Here is a 13,902-nt window from a genome sequence, read left to right as displayed (position 1 = left end):
CGTATTTGCTCAAATCTTACGTTAAAACATAGGCTTAAGCCTTCCTCTTGAAATAATTTATAACAAAAATTCGTTAGACAGAGACGAAATTTCTGCTAAAAGTTAATTAGATATAGTTATAAAACTGCATTGGCTTTTCAGATCCTTTTCTTGTGGATCAGCCTTGTTTTAATAAAGGAAATCTCATGACAATAAGAACATTGCTTTTAGGCTCGGTGCTTGCTTGCGGTACGTTTGCTGCGAGTGTTGATGCGAAAGTATCGCAAGCTGAGGCCGATAAACTGGGCAAGTCCCTTACGCCGTTTGGCTCTATAATGGAAGGCAATGAAGCGGGTACGATACCTGCTTGGAATGGTGGTCTAAAGACGCCGCCGGCTGGATATGAAGGGGCAGGGCACCATCATGTAGATCCTTTTCCCGATGACAAAATTAAATTCAGCATTGATAAAAGCAACTATCCAGGCTTTGAGAAATATATGACTCCAGGGCAATACGCCTTGATGGAAGCTTATCCAAATAGCTTTTCAATGGATGTTTACCCAACTCGACGCACACATGCTATGCCGGATTGGGTAAATCAAAATACGAAAGAAAATGCGACGACCGCTACCTTGTCAAAGGGCGGTGTGGGAATTAATGACGCATACGGTGGCATCCCATTTCCAATACTTCATGGCAGCAATCAAGACAAAGCTTTGCAAGCGATCTGGAACCATTTAACACGTTGGCGCGGTATTTTTCTTGAAGGTCGCTACACAGAGGTTGCCGTTCAAAGAGATGGCCGATTCACGCCTATAACCAAGCAACAAGAGGTTTTCTTTAACTTCCATAACCCAGAGGGAAGCTTTAAAGAAATGGATAACATCTTGTTCTATTTCTTAACCTTTAACAAAGCGCCTGCGCGACTTGCTGGTGGTGCTTTGCTTGTTCACGAAACATTAGACCAGTCTGAAGATGCACGCCAAGCATGGGATTACAATGCTGGACAGCGCCGTGTGCGTCGTGCTCCAAACTTAGCTTACGATTCTCCGATTGCTTCATCGGATAATACTCGTACCGCTGACGACACAGATATGTATAATGGCGCGCCTGATCGCTATGATTGGGAATATAAAGGCGTTCAGGAAATCTTTATTCCGTACAATAACTATAAGATTGGGCGTGAGGGTGTTAAATACGATGACTTAGTTATGCCTGGGCACTTGAACCCAGAGTATGTGCGCTGGGAATTACACCGAGTGCATGTCGTAGAAGCAAACCTCAAAAAAGGAGCTCGCCACATATACAAGAAGCGAGTGTTTTATATAGATGAAGACTCTTGGAGTATTGCTTTGGTTGATCAGTATGACAACCGTGGTGAGCTTTGGAGAGTAAGCGCTGCAATGCTGAAAAACTATTACGAATTGCCGGGCACTTGGACTACCTCGGATGTTTTTCATGACTTGCAGTCGCGTCGATATAGTGTCAATGGATTGTACTCTGAAGAACGACAGGCCCCTTTGTTTGAAAGCAAGGTTCCTGGTAAACGTTATTTTAAGCCGCAGTCTTTGCGTCGCCGAGCACGATAACCATCTTATAGTTACATGACGCTCCATTAAATGGGGCGTTTGAACGTTTTAAGGATAATAGATGAATTCTATTTTTCATCGCTGTTTTGGTCTTCTAGGGGGACGAAAGCTAGCGCAAGCATTTATAGGGGCGAGTGTTGTAGGTAGCTCGTTTTCGCTTCAAGCAACGGATGTATTAAATACTCCTTCCTACCCTTCTGAATTAGCCTCTGAATATTTATTGGTTGATATTGAAAATCTTGGTCAGCGTTTAGTTGCTGTTGGCGCGCGAGGCCACATTATTCATTCTGATTCGCGAGGATCTTCTTGGCAGCAAGCGGATGTTCCTGTATCTGTTTTACTCACTGCTGTTGATTTTGTCTCGTCGGATAAAGGGTGGGCAGTTGGTCATGGCGGAGTCATTCTGCATTCAAATGACGGTGGTTTAAGCTGGGTGAAACAGTTTGATGGTAACCAAGCTAATCAATCCATCATAGAGCAAGCCGAAGCTTACATCGCTGAGTTAGAGTTTGAATTAGATGAAAGTGGTGGCTCAGACGAAGATCTCGAGTATGAACTTGAAGATGCTCAATATGCGCTCGAGGATGCTGAACTTGATGCTGAAATTGGTGCGTCAAAGCCTTTCTTAGATGTTGCATTTTTGACTGACACGCATGGTTTTGCAGTGGGTGCTTATGGGTTTTTGTTCGAAACGACAGATGGTGGTCGCACATGGGAAAATGCCGGCGACCGTCTGGATAACTTAGATCGTTTTCATTTGAACGCGATTAAGGTTCTTGAAGGTGGCAATTTGATCATTGCAGGTGAAGCGGGTGTGTTGTTTACCTCAAGTGATAAAGGTCAATCTTGGGATACGGTAAATAGTCCGTATGAAGGTTCGTTTTTCGGTGTTTTGCCTCTCAAGGATAAAAACAGCGCCTTGGTATTTGGTCTCCGTGGAAACTTGTTTAAGACCGTCAATGCTGGTCGCTCGTGGTCAAAAGTTGATTCGGGCACAGAAAGTTCACTGATGGGCGGTGCGTTAGATGGTAATAAGCAAATTAGCATTACTGGTAATGCAGGGACTGTGATAGTCAGCAATGATGGCGGTGAAACATTCTCTTCGTATTCCCGCGCAGATCGTTTAGGTCATACTGCGATGGTTTACATTACTCGTGATCGTTTGGCGCTCGTGGGTGAGTCTGGCGTGGAGTTAGTTAGTCCATCAGGCAAGAATCTTTAGACAATTTTTACTAGTGATAGTGTAAGAGGATTTACGAATGGCAAATGCCGATCAAAGTTCTGCGGGAACGAACAATAGTGTTGGTTCCGGTACGGTCGCGGAGCGCTTAATATTTAAAAATCGCCCAGTGATTCTGGGGATTTTTCTTCTAATAACCGCTTTTTTAGGCTTTAACGCAGCCCAAATAAAACCCGATGCATCTTTTGAGCGATTGATTCCGTTAGAGCATGAGTTTGTTCAAAATATGATGGACAACCGTTCTGATTTGGAGAATTTAGGAAACTTTATTCGTATTGCTGTAGCAGCGAAAGATGGAGATATTTTTAACAAAGCGTACATGGAGACGCTTAGTGAATTGACTGATGAGGTGTTTTATCTCTCGGGTGTTGACCGATCATCTTTGAAGTCTCTTTGGACGCCAAACGTGCGTTGGGTCGAAGTAACCGAAGATGGTTTTCAGGGTGGCCCTGTTATTCCTAACGGTTATGATGGTTCTCAAGCATCATTGGATCAGTTGCGTGCCAATATATTGAAGTCTGGTCAAGTTGGTAGTTTAGTTGCCGATGACTTCAAATCGACCATTATTTATGCGCCGTTATTTGAAATTAACCCAGAAACTCAAGAGCCTCTCGATTACCAAGCGTTCTCTAAAGAGCTTGAGGAAAAGGTTCGCGAGAAATACCAAGCATCTAATCCAAATATTTCGATTCATATTGTAGGCTTTGCGAAAAAAGTCGGTGACTTGATTGACGGTATTGGTGCGATCGCGACGTTCGCGCTTGTTACTATCGGTTTAACACTTAGCTTCTTGTATATCTATTCTCGCTGTCCAATCGCGACAGTGATTCCAATTGTGACTTCTATTGTCGCTGTTATTTGGCAGCTCGGTTTATTGCGTTTGTTTGGTTATGGGCTCGACCCGTATTCGGTGCTAATTCCATTCCTGGTATTTGCGATTGGTATTAGCCACGGTGTTCAAATTGTAAATCAGATTGCTGTTCAGCAAGCCTCGGGCCTAAATGCGCTTATGAGTGCACGCATGGCATTTCGTAACTTAGTGCGTCCGGGCATTTTGGCTTTAGTGAGTGATGCGATTGGTTTCTTAACGTTGTTCTTCATTGAGATTGAAGTTATTCGTGACCTAGCTGTTGCCGCAGGTCTAGGTGTCGCTGTGATCATTGTGACGAACCTTATTTTGCACCCAGTGATGATGTCTTATACCGGTTTGAGTAAAGGCGGACTGAAGCATGCGAAGAAGGTTGAAATGAGTGATCATAAACCATGGCGTGTGCTTTCATTTATGTCTCATCAGAGTATTGCACCTATCTCTATTATGATTGCGATCCTAGGCTGTGTAATTGGTCTGTACTATCAAAAAGATCTAAAAATTGGTGACTTAGATCGTGGTGCTCCGGAGCTAAGGCCAGACTCCAGATACAACCTAGATAATGAATTTATTATTGATAACTACAGTACCAGTGCTGATATTCTTGTTGTGATGGTGAAAACTCCGCCAGAGCAATGTGCTTCGTATGAGTTATTGGACGTAATGGATCGCATGCAATGGCGTCTAGAGAATGTTGAAGGTGTGCAATCTACAGCGTCGCTCGTAACGGTCTCTAAGCTTGTTACTAAAGCATTGAACGAAGGTAGTTTTAAGTGGTTCGAATTATCGCGTAATCAGTCGATTATCAATTCATCTATTCAACGAGCGCCATCGGGCTTGATGAATACGGACTGTAGTATGACGCCAATGATCGTGTATCTCGATGACCATAAGGCTGAGACACTTGATCGTGTGATACAAGAGATGCAGGTCTTAATTGAAGAGTACCCGAGCGAAAACTATGAGTTCCTGCTCGCGGCAGGTAATGCCGGTGTTGAAGCCGCAACTAATCAGGTGATTGAAAAAGCGAAAACTGTGATGCTGCTTTCTGTTTATGCAGTGGTCAGTTTCTTGTGTTTGATTACCTTCCGTTCGATTGCGGCAGTAGTGTGTATCATCACTCCTCTAGCCTTAACGTCAGTTCTGTGTGAGGCGCTAATGGCGCAATTAGGCATTGGTGTGAAGGTGGCAACTTTGCCAGTTATTGCGCTTGGTGTGGGTATTGGTGTCGATTATGGGATCTATATTTACAGCCAGCTAGAGACTAAGTTGAAAGAAGGCTTGGTTTTGCAGGAGGCTTATTTCCAAACACTTCGTACGACAGGTAAAGCAGTAAGCTTCACTGGTGTTACTTTGGGTATTGGTGTTTGTACCTGGATCTTCTCTCCGATTAAGTTCCAAGCAGATATGGGAATCTTGTTGTTCTTTATGTTCTTGTGGAACATGATCGGTTCAATGTGGTTGCTTCCAGCGCTTGCGCGTTTCTTGGTGAAAACCAAGAAAACGGCATAAATTCTTGAGTACAGTGTTCGATCTAGATATCGGGCGTTGTTCTCACAAATTATTAAATATGGCCGACTTTTATAGTCGGCTGTTTCATTTTGGAGCGAATCGTATAAAATCCGCTCTCTTTTATTTTTTATACCATCATGTGACCCATTGTAGGGGCCACCACTGAAGCGAGGTTGATGTGCCAGTAATTACTCTTCCCGACGGTTCTAGCCGTTCTTTTGATAAAGCAGTCTCCATTTTAGAAGTTGCGCAGGATATTGGTCCTGGTTTAGCTAAAGCGACCATTGCAGGCCGTGTTAATGGCGAATTAAAAGACGCTTGTGATCTCATCGAAGGCGATGCAGAGCTTAGTATTATTACCGGTCGAGATGATGAAGGCGTTGAGATTATTCGTCATTCTTGTGCGCATTTATTAGGTCATGCGATCAAGCAATTGTGGCCTAACACGAAAATGGCAATCGGTCCTGTTATCGAAAATGGTTTCTATTACGACATCGATCTTGAGCACAAGTTAACGGACGAAGATGTCGAAAAACTCGAGAAGCGTATGCTCGAGCTTGCTAAAACGGATTATGACGTTGTTAAGAAAGTGGCAACTTGGCAAGAAGCTGTTGATACCTTCAAAGAACGTGGTGAGACATATAAGTTAGAGATTCTGGAACGTGATATTCCGAAAGATGCGACGCCGGGTCTTTATCACCACGAAGAATATATTGATATGTGTCGTGGGCCGCATGTACCGAACATGAAATTCTGCCATCACTTTAAGTTGATGCGAGTTTCAGGTGCCTACTGGCGCGGTGATTCTGACAACAAAATGCTGCAACGTATTTACGGAACAGCATTCGCGGATAAAAAACAGCTTAAGCAGCATTTAAATCGTTTAGTTGAAGCAGAGAAGCGTGACCATCGTAAGATCGGTAAGAAACTTGATTTGTTCCATATGCAGGACGAAGCGCCTGGATCAGTTTTTTGGCACCCGAAAGGTTGGAAGCTCTTTAATAGCCTTATTGGCTACATGCGTGTGCGTCAAGAGCGTGCCGGTTATATTGAAGTAAATACCCCAGACGTTATGGATCGGAGCCTTTGGGAGACTTCAGGTCACTGGTTTAATTATCGAGAAAACATGTTTACGACTGATACTGAAGATGGTCGTAATTTCGCACTTAAGCCAATGAACTGCCCTGGCTCAGTGCTGATGTTCTCACAAGGTCTCAAGAGCTATAAAGACTTACCTTTGCGCATGGCAGAATTCGGCAAGGTGCATCGCTATGAGCCTTCAGGTTCTTTGCATGGCTTAATGCGCGTTCGCCACTTTACGCAAGATGATGCGCACATCTACTGTACTGAACAGCAGATGGAACAAGAGTGTATTGATGTTGTAGCTCTTGTTTTGGATATCTATAAAGACTTCGGATTTGATGATGTAGTAATCAAATTGTCTACTCGACCAGAAAAGCGTATTGGTAGTGATGAGGTATGGGACAAGTTGGAGGGCGCTTTAAGTAACGCTCTTGAGGCTATGGACTTGGATTATGTTTTGTACCCGGGTGAAGGAGCTTTCTACGGCCCGAAGCTTGAATTTGTGCTAAGAGATGCGATTGGTCGAGATTGGCAGTGCGGTACCTTACAGGTCGATATGAACTTGCCTGAGCGCTTTGATATTTCTTATGTCGATGAAGAGGGTGAGCGTGGCAAACGGCCGGTGATGTTGCACCGAGCTTTGTTCGGCTCTTTAGAACGTTTTATTGGTATATTGATTGAGCATTACGAAGGTGCGATGCCGTTTTGGTTAGCTCCAGAGCAGGCTGTAATCTTAAATATTACCGATAAACAGTCAGAATATTGTGAAATATTGCGAGAAAAGCTATATACACAGGGCTTTAGGGCTCACTTGGACTTGAGAAACGAGAAAATCGGCTTTAAAATCCGCGAGCACACAATTGCCAAGGTTCCTTATTTGCTTGTTGTGGGTGATAAGGAAATGGAAAGTGGGACCGTGGCTGTCCGAACACGCAAGGGTGAAGACCTTGGTGTGATGATTCAAGATCAAGTACTAGAACTATTTGAAAAAGAGTCTAAAAATAAAGGACGTAGCACAGACACTAGTGAGTAGCGTTTAGCTTCCTCACCGCTGTCTTTTTGTTTTTGATTAATTGGAGAATTCGACATTAAGCGAAATAACCAAATGGGGAAGGCGAAGAAGGCCACCATTAATGAGAATATCGTAGCGGACGAAGTACGTTTAATTGCAGAGGATGGCGAACAAGTTGGTATCGTGCCTCTTAAAGATGCTCTTGCAAGAGCGGAAAGCGTGTCTTTGGATCTTGTTCAGATTGCAGATAGCGATCCTGTTGTGTGTAAAATCATGGACTACGGCAAGAAGATATTCGAAGAGAAAAAACAAAAGGCAGCTCAGCGCAAGAAGCAAAAGCAGACCCAAGTTAAAGAAATTAAGTTAAGGCCAGGGACGGAAGAAGGGGATTATCAGGTAAAACTGCGCAACCTGATACGTTTCCTTGAAAATGGGGACAAGGCTAAGGTGACGATTCGTTATCGAGGTCGTGAAATGGCCCATCAGGAGATCGGCATGCAAGCACTTGAAAGGATCGAACGTGATCTTGAAGAGTACGGCACTGTCGAACAGCGACCAAAAATGGAAGGTCGTCAAATGATGATGGTTCTAGCCCCTAAAAAGAGAAAGTAAAACACAGCTGTGGTTACTCGCCACAACTAGGCGCTTTGTTTTACTCAAATATTGATCCAATGCGGAGTGAGTTATTATGCCTAAGATGAAAGTAAAAAGCGGTGCGGCTAAACGCTTTAAAAAGACAGCCAACGGATTCAAGCATAAGCAATCCTTTACTAGCCACATTTTGACCAAAAAGTCGCCAAAGCGTAAGCGTCAGCTTCGCGGTTGCAAGCAAGTTGCAGACGCGGATCAAGCGTCAATCAAGCGCATGTTGCGTATCTAATTGGTTCAAAAAATTTAGTTTAGGAGAACACTATGCCTCGCGTAAAACGTGGAGTTACCGCGCACCGTCGCCACAAGAAAGTATTAAAGCAAGCTAAAGGTTACTACGGAGCTCGTAGCCGAGTATTTCGTGTAGCTAAACAAGCAGTTATCAAAGCTGGTCAATATGCATACCGTGACCGTAAGCAGCGTAAGCGTCAATTCCGTCAATTGTGGATTGCACGTATCAATGCTGGTGCGCGTTTGAACGGTTTGTCATACAGCCGTCTTATTGCTGGCTTGAAAAAATCAAACGTTGAAATCGATCGTAAAGTTCTTGCAGATCTCGCAATGAACGATGCGCCTGTATTTGCAGCGGTTGTTGAAAAGGCTAAATCAGCATTAGCTAACTAAAAGCCGTTTGTGAGGAACTGTTGAAAAGCTAATTTAGATTCAGCAGCCCGCACGAATCGAGCACATTTTAATAGGGGGCTATGCCCCCTATTTTTGTTTTCGGAGAACAATAAATGGAAAACCTAGATCAACTCGTCCAGAGCGCGAACAAGGCGGTATCCGACGCCTCTACTATCGCTGAACTGGATCAGGTACGCGTTGATTATCTTGGTAAGAAAGGCCAAATCACTGCATTACTTAAAGGTCTTGGCAAGCTAGATCCAGCAGAGCGACCAGCAGCTGGTGCTAAGATCAATGAGGCCAAAGAAGCCGTCATGGCTAACCTCAGTACTAAAAAAGATTCTATGGAACAGAAAGCGCTTGAAGCACAGCTCATGTCTGAAGCGGTTGATGTTACCTTGCCTGGTCGAGCTACCGACCTTGGCGGCCTTCACCCGGTAACAAAAACGATGCGTCGAATTGAATCGTTTTTTGCTAAGGCGGGTTATTCAGTTGAAGTGGGTCCTGAGATCGAAGACGACTACCACAACTTTGAAGCGCTTAATATTCCTGGGCATCACCCAGCGAGAGCGATGCATGACACCTTCTACTTCAACGCCAATACTCTTTTGCGTACGCACACTTCACCTGTGCAAGTTCGCACGATGGAAAAGGGTGAACCTCCATTTCGTATGATTTGTCCTGGACGAGTTTATCGTTGTGACTCAGATCAAACGCATACACCGATGTTCCACCAAGTAGAAGGTTTATTGGTTGAGGAAAAAGTTAGTTTTGCCGACCTTAAATCAACGATTGAAGAGTTCTTAAAAGTCTTCTTTGAAAAAGATTTAGAAGTGCGTTTCCGTCCTTCATATTTCCCTTTCACAGAACCATCGGCTGAAGTCGACATCGAATGGGGGCGCAATGCAGACGGCTCTATTAAGTGGCTTGAAGTAATGGGATGTGGAATGGTGCACCCGAAAGTTTTTGAAGCTAGCGGCATTGATGCAGAGAAGTATTCTGGCTTTGCATTTGGTCTTGGTGTTGAGCGTTTAGCCATGCTCCGCTATGGCGTAAATGACTTAAGAATGTTCTTTGAAAACGATCTTCGTTTTCTTCAACAATTTAATTAAAAATAGAAAGTGGAATCTCAATGAAGTTCAGCGAACAATGGCTTAGAGAGTGGGTAAATCCTGCAATTGAAACCGAAGCACTTTTGCATCAAGTTACGATGGCAGGCCTTGAGGTCGATGGTATAGAACGTGTTGCAGGCGAGTTTAGTGGCGTTGTCGTGGCAGAGATCCTTTCTGCTGAACAGCACCCGGATGCTGACAAACTCAGAGTTTGTCAGGTGAGTGATGGCAAAGAAACATTTAATGTGGTGTGCGGAGCTCCGAATGCGCGCGCAGGCATCAAGATTCCTTTTGCTCAAGTTGGTGCGCTATTGCCAGGTAATTTTAAAATCAAGAAAGCGAAACTAAGAGGCGTAGAGTCTTTTGGGATGTTATGTGCAGAAGCGGAACTTGGTTTGGCAGAAAGCTCAGATGGTTTGATGGAATTGCCGCTCGATGCACCTTTAGGTGAATCGGTGTATGAATGGCTAAAGCTCGATGACAACACGATCGAAGTTGATTTGACTCCAAATCGTAGTGATTGTCTCTCAATTGCAGGCCTTGCGCGTGAAGTCGGCGTTTTGAACAAAGAAGCGGTTTCCGCTCCGGTTGTTAATGCACTTAGCGCGACCATTGATGATACCTTCCCGGTCTCACTGACGGCCTCCGAAGCTTGCCCTAAGTATTTAGGACGTGTCATTCGTGGCGTAAATCCAAATGCTGAAACACCATTATGGATGGCAGAGAAACTTCGTCGTTGTGGTCTCCGTAGCATTGAACCCGCTGTTGATGTAACAAATTACATTTTGCTTGAGCTGGGTCAACCTATGCACGCATTCGATTTGAATACATTGAATGGTTCAATCGACGTACGTTTCGCCAAAGCTGGTGAAAAGTTAACGCTCCTAGATGGCCAAGAAGCAGAACTCAGAGATGATACTTTGGTGATTGCTGATGAGAAAGGACCTCTTGCGATGGCTGGCATTATGGGCGGTCAAGACACTGGCGTGACCTCGAAGACTCAAGATGTTTTTCTTGAGTGTGCGTTTTTCTCTCCTTTGGCTATTGCTGGCAAAGCGCGTTCATATGGTCTTCATACTGATTCTTCGCATCGTTATGAGCGAGGTGTCGACCATGAATTGCAACGTACTGCTATGGAACGTGCGACAGAATTACTGCTCCAGATTATGGGCGGCGAAGCTGGTCCAGTTGTTGATACTTCAGATACAGCTAATTTGCCTGAAAAGAGAACGGTACGGTTACGCGCCGAGAAACTTGAGTCTCTGCTAGGTATTTCTATTCCGAGTGATGAGGTTGTAGACATTCTTACTCGCTTAGGTTTGGAGCTTCTTTCAAGTGACGACGTATCGTGGGAGTTTGCGATTCCATCCTATCGTTTCGATATTTCCATCGAGCCAGATTTGGTTGAAGAGGTAGGTCGAATTTATGGTTATAACAATCTTCCTAAAACGACCACTCAAGGCGGATTAAATCTAGTTGCTGATGATGAAGCGACCACGCCTTATCACGTCCTTGAAGATAAGTTGGTAAGTCTCGGTTATCAGGAGGCAATAACGTACAGCTTTGTTGAGCAAACGCAGCAAGATGCATTGGCTCCGAATGAAACGGCAATTCCTTTAGCAAACCCAATCTCGACAGATATGGGCGTAATGCGCACTTCGCTCTGGACTGGTCTACTGAATGCCGCTTCATATAATCAGAAGCGTCAACAATCACGAATTAAGTTCTTCGAAACCGGACTCAAGTTTATTGATGTCGATGGTGAGATTGTTCAAACGCGAATGCTCTCGGGCGTTGTCGTCGGAAATGTCGCTGAAGAAAACTGGTGTAACGAAAAACGTGTTGTTGATTTTTATGATGTGAAAGCTGATTTAGAGGCACTACTCTTTAGTATTGATAAATCAGTCGCGTTTGAGAAAGGTCAAAATAGTGCTTTGCACCCTGGCCAGAGCGCTCAGATTGTGAAGCAAGGTGAAATTATTGGTTATTTCGGTAAATTACACCCTAAATTGCAAAAAACTTTCGATTTGAATGGCTCAGTCTTTCTCTTTGAACTACGCTTAGATGAAACAGTAAAAGGCCAAGTGTCTAATTTTACTGAAGTTTCGAAGTATCCTGGTGTAAGACGCGATCTAGCGATTCTTATAAAAAGTGATGTTTCTTACCAGGATATTGAATCAGTAGTTCGCGAAAATGCGGGTGAAGACTTAGTCGATTTGAACGTGTTTGATGTATATGTTGGCGACAACCTAGGTGATGGTTTGAAGAGCATCGCGATGGGGATGAGTTGGCAGCGTGTGGATCGTACGTTGAATGACGAAGAGATAACTCAATCGTTTGACAAGGTTGTCACTGCACTTTCTGCGAGGTTTGATGCAAAAATAAGGAGTTAGAGCATGGGAGCTTTGACCAAAGCAGATATGGCGGAAAGCCTATATGAGGAAGTTGGTTTGAATAAGCGCGAATCCAAAGAGATGGTTGAAGCGTTTTTTGAAGAGATTTGTGATGCCTTGGCCCACAATGAACAAGTCAAACTTTCTGGTTTTGGTAACTTCGATCTACGCGATAAGAAACAGCGCCCGGGCAGAAATCCCAAAACGGGGGAAGAGATTCCCATTTCTGCTCGTCGTGTGGTAACGTTTAGACCCGGTCAAAAATTAAAAGCAAAAGTAGAAGAATATGCTGGAACCCAGTCATAATCACGAATTGCCGGTTATTCCCGGAAAGCGTTACTTCACAATTGGTGAAGTAAGCGAACTATGTGGCGTCAAAGCCCACGTACTTAGATATTGGGAGCAAGAATTCCCTCAGCTATCGCCTGTTAAACGTCGCGGAAACCGACGTTATTATCAGCGCCAAGATGTCTTGATGATCCGACAGATTAGAAGTCTGTTGTATGATGAAGGTTATACCATTGGCGGAGCGAAGCAGAAGTTGGCGAGTGATTCGGATGGTTCTGATAACGAAAAACCAAATCAGCTAATCAAAGAAATGATTGCTGAGTTGGAAGAAGTATTGGAAGTTCTAAACGCTTAAATTTTCGCGCCTCTTACAACATTATAAAAGCACGCTTCGGCGTGCTTTTTTGTGTATCAGGTTTATTTCTTTTTGGGCCTAAGTTATTATTGCGCCGTCTCACAAACGCTCGTTTGTAGTCTCTTCGGGATGTAGCGCAGCCTGGTAGCGCACCTGCATGGGGTGTAGGTGGTCGGAGGTTCAAATCCTCTCATCCCGACCATTTTTCTTTTCTAAAGTTGTTTCTCTTTGAATCGATTTGGAACATCGTAATGGAATTGTTCGATCGCATAATCGGAATACTCGGACCAATCATTTTAATTGTGGGAGTTGGTTTTTTCTTTGCGAAAAAATCACAGCCTGATTTGTCAGTTGTGAATAAGCTGAATTTAAATCTATTTACTCCTTTTCTAATTTTTTCAGTACTGTCGCAAAAAAATATTGAGCTTGATCAGTATTTGCTATTCTCATTTGTTGCGGTGTTGGTTGTACTCCTACCTGGTCTGTTATCGATCCCTTTAACGAAGCGTTTAGGTGTTTCTTGGAGAACTTTTCTTCCTCCAATGATGTTTCGAAACTCTGGAAACTTAGGGTTGCCGATACTGTTACTTGCATTTGGCGAACAGGCTATCGCAGCAGCTGTGATTTTATTTTTGATTGAAAATACACTGCATTTTTCTTTGGGAATGCGGATGTTAAGAACAGAATCATCTTTATTATCGTTACTGAAAATCCCGATCTTGCAAGCAACGCTCGTGGGTGTTGTGGTCGCTTATTTAGATTTTTCTGTGCCGCAACCAGTAGCTATTGGCGTTGAAATGCTAGGTCAGATATCCATCCCGCTAATGCTGTTATCGCTAGGTGCGCGAATGGCCCAAACGCAACTTTCTGATATCCGTCTCGGGCTCGTTTCAGCAATCTGGGCACCACTTTCTGGCTTATTGAGTTTGGCATTGGTGCTCGCAATGGTTTTGCCTTTCACAGGTTTATCGAAAGATCTCATTGCGATGCTTGTGATCTTTGCCGCTTTGCCTCCAGCAGTACTGAATTTTTTGATCGCAGAGCAGTTGAATCAAGAGCCTGATCGTGTTGCATCTATCGTGTTGTTAGGAAATCTATCGGCGCTTATTACTCTCCCGATCGTGTTCACTTTTGTCCTTTAATGAATCTAATTACGCTTTTTAGCGTGACGGTTTTAACCACATGCCTTGTTTTGGTTT

At 43.9% G+C, this 13,902-nt stretch carries 12 protein-coding genes and 1 tRNA gene; all 13 read left to right on the top strand.

All coding sequences use genetic code 11. The features are described from left to right. The first annotated feature begins 185 nt into the window (after nt 1-185). Nucleotides 186-1,568, top strand: a complete 1,383-nt coding sequence (locus A3738_RS00760) for a DUF1329 domain-containing protein (protein ID WP_068476621.1) — start codon at nt 186-188, stop codon at nt 1,566-1,568. 61 nt (nt 1,569-1,629) lie between these two features. Further along, a complete protein-coding gene (locus A3738_RS00755) occupies nt 1,630-2,790 on the top strand; it encodes a YCF48-related protein (protein WP_068476618.1) in 1,161 nt (386 codons plus the stop codon). A 37-nt stretch (nt 2,791-2,827) separates the two neighbouring features. Then, nucleotides 2,828-5,188: an RND family transporter gene (locus A3738_RS00750; protein ID WP_068476617.1), complete on the top strand. Its 2,361-nt coding sequence runs from the start codon at nt 2,828-2,830 to the stop codon at nt 5,186-5,188. A gap of 178 nt (nt 5,189-5,366) precedes the next feature. Then, nucleotides 5,367-7,304: a threonine--tRNA ligase gene (gene thrS / locus A3738_RS00745; RefSeq protein ID WP_068476615.1), complete on the top strand. Its 1,938-nt coding sequence runs from the start codon at nt 5,367-5,369 to the stop codon at nt 7,302-7,304. 72 nt (nt 7,305-7,376) lie between these two features. Further along, nucleotides 7,377-7,895, top strand: coding sequence for a translation initiation factor IF-3 (infC, locus tag A3738_RS00740; RefSeq protein WP_068476613.1), 519 nt, complete (start codon nt 7,377-7,379; stop codon nt 7,893-7,895). Nucleotides 7,896-7,971: 76 nt separating this feature from the next. Further along, complete coding sequence (rpmI, locus tag A3738_RS00735; RefSeq protein WP_068476610.1) at nt 7,972-8,163, top strand: 50S ribosomal protein L35; 192 nt, start codon at nt 7,972-7,974, stop codon at nt 8,161-8,163. A gap of 32 nt (nt 8,164-8,195) precedes the next feature. Further along, nucleotides 8,196-8,555: a 50S ribosomal protein L20 gene (rplT, locus tag A3738_RS00730; RefSeq protein WP_068476609.1), complete on the top strand. Its 360-nt coding sequence runs from the start codon at nt 8,196-8,198 to the stop codon at nt 8,553-8,555. 113 nt (nt 8,556-8,668) lie between these two features. Further along, nucleotides 8,669-9,667 (top strand): phenylalanine--tRNA ligase subunit alpha, encoded by a 999-nt coding sequence (gene pheS, locus A3738_RS00725; protein ID WP_068476607.1) that lies wholly within the window; start codon nt 8,669-8,671, stop codon nt 9,665-9,667. Between the two features lie 20 nt (nt 9,668-9,687). Then, a complete protein-coding gene (pheT, locus tag A3738_RS00720; RefSeq protein ID WP_068476604.1) occupies nt 9,688-12,060 on the top strand; it encodes a phenylalanine--tRNA ligase subunit beta in 2,373 nt (790 codons plus the stop codon). 3 nt (nt 12,061-12,063) lie between these two features. Continuing rightward, entirely contained in the window at nt 12,064-12,366 is a 303-nt protein-coding gene (ihfA, locus tag A3738_RS00715; RefSeq protein WP_068503101.1) for an integration host factor subunit alpha, read from the top strand. Beyond that, the gene (locus A3738_RS00710) at nt 12,347-12,703 is read left to right on the top strand and encodes a MerR family transcriptional regulator (protein ID WP_068476600.1); all 357 of its coding nucleotides are present in this window, start codon (nt 12,347-12,349) and stop codon (nt 12,701-12,703) included. The genes ihfA and A3738_RS00710 overlap by 20 nt, the downstream gene beginning before the upstream one ends. A 125-nt stretch (nt 12,704-12,828) precedes the next feature. Next, nucleotides 12,829-12,905 (top strand) — tRNA-Pro (locus tag A3738_RS00705). Nucleotides 12,906-12,954: 49 nt separating this feature from the next. Further along, nucleotides 12,955-13,845: an AEC family transporter gene (locus A3738_RS00700; RefSeq protein ID WP_068476598.1), complete on the top strand. Its 891-nt coding sequence runs from the start codon at nt 12,955-12,957 to the stop codon at nt 13,843-13,845. Nucleotides 13,846-13,902 lie beyond the last annotated feature (57 nt).

Source organism: Oleiphilus sp. HI0066 (assembly GCF_001635725.1).
The sequence above is the reverse complement of the archived record's forward strand: the minus strand, read 5'-3'. Positions and strand labels throughout refer to the sequence as shown.